This window comes from Pseudoalteromonas sp. GW168-MNA-CIBAN-0100 (assembly GCF_040309225.1).
In the GTDB taxonomy this organism is placed as follows: Bacteria; Pseudomonadota; Gammaproteobacteria; order Enterobacterales; family Alteromonadaceae; genus Pseudoalteromonas; species Pseudoalteromonas arctica.
This window is the reverse complement of the sequence record NZ_JBEOOL010000320.1, coordinates 1-324: the sequence shown is the minus strand read 5'-3', so window position 1 is coordinate 324 and position 324 is coordinate 1. Positions and strand designations below refer to the sequence as shown.

Below are 324 nucleotides of genomic sequence, written 5' to 3'. Positions count from 1 at the left end.
GGCAATGGCTGCAGGTCCTTCAGTGGCATTATTAGATGCTGGTAATGACCTAACAGATCAGCCTTCGTTGCAACGCGGTGCTAAATTGTTCATGAACTATTGTGTTGCTTGTCATCAAATGCAATACCAGCGTTATGAACGTACTTTTCGTGATATCGGTATTCCAACGGAAATTGGCGCAGAACAGTTAATTTTTGACGGTTCAAAAGTAGGTAGCCATATTACCAATGCGATGGCGAAAGAAGATGCTGAAAAGTGGTTTGGTGCTGCGCCACCAGATTTAACTAACGTTGCACGTGTTCGTGGTTCTGATTGGATATATAC

Annotated in this window: 1 protein-coding gene; it reads left to right on the top strand. The window is 43.2% G+C overall.

Annotation, left to right across the window (positions count from 1 at the left end; all coding sequences use genetic code 11):
* Nucleotides 1–324: cytochrome c1 (locus AAEY62_RS21300; protein WP_350636364.1), on the top strand; the 324-nt coding region annotated here is incomplete at both ends.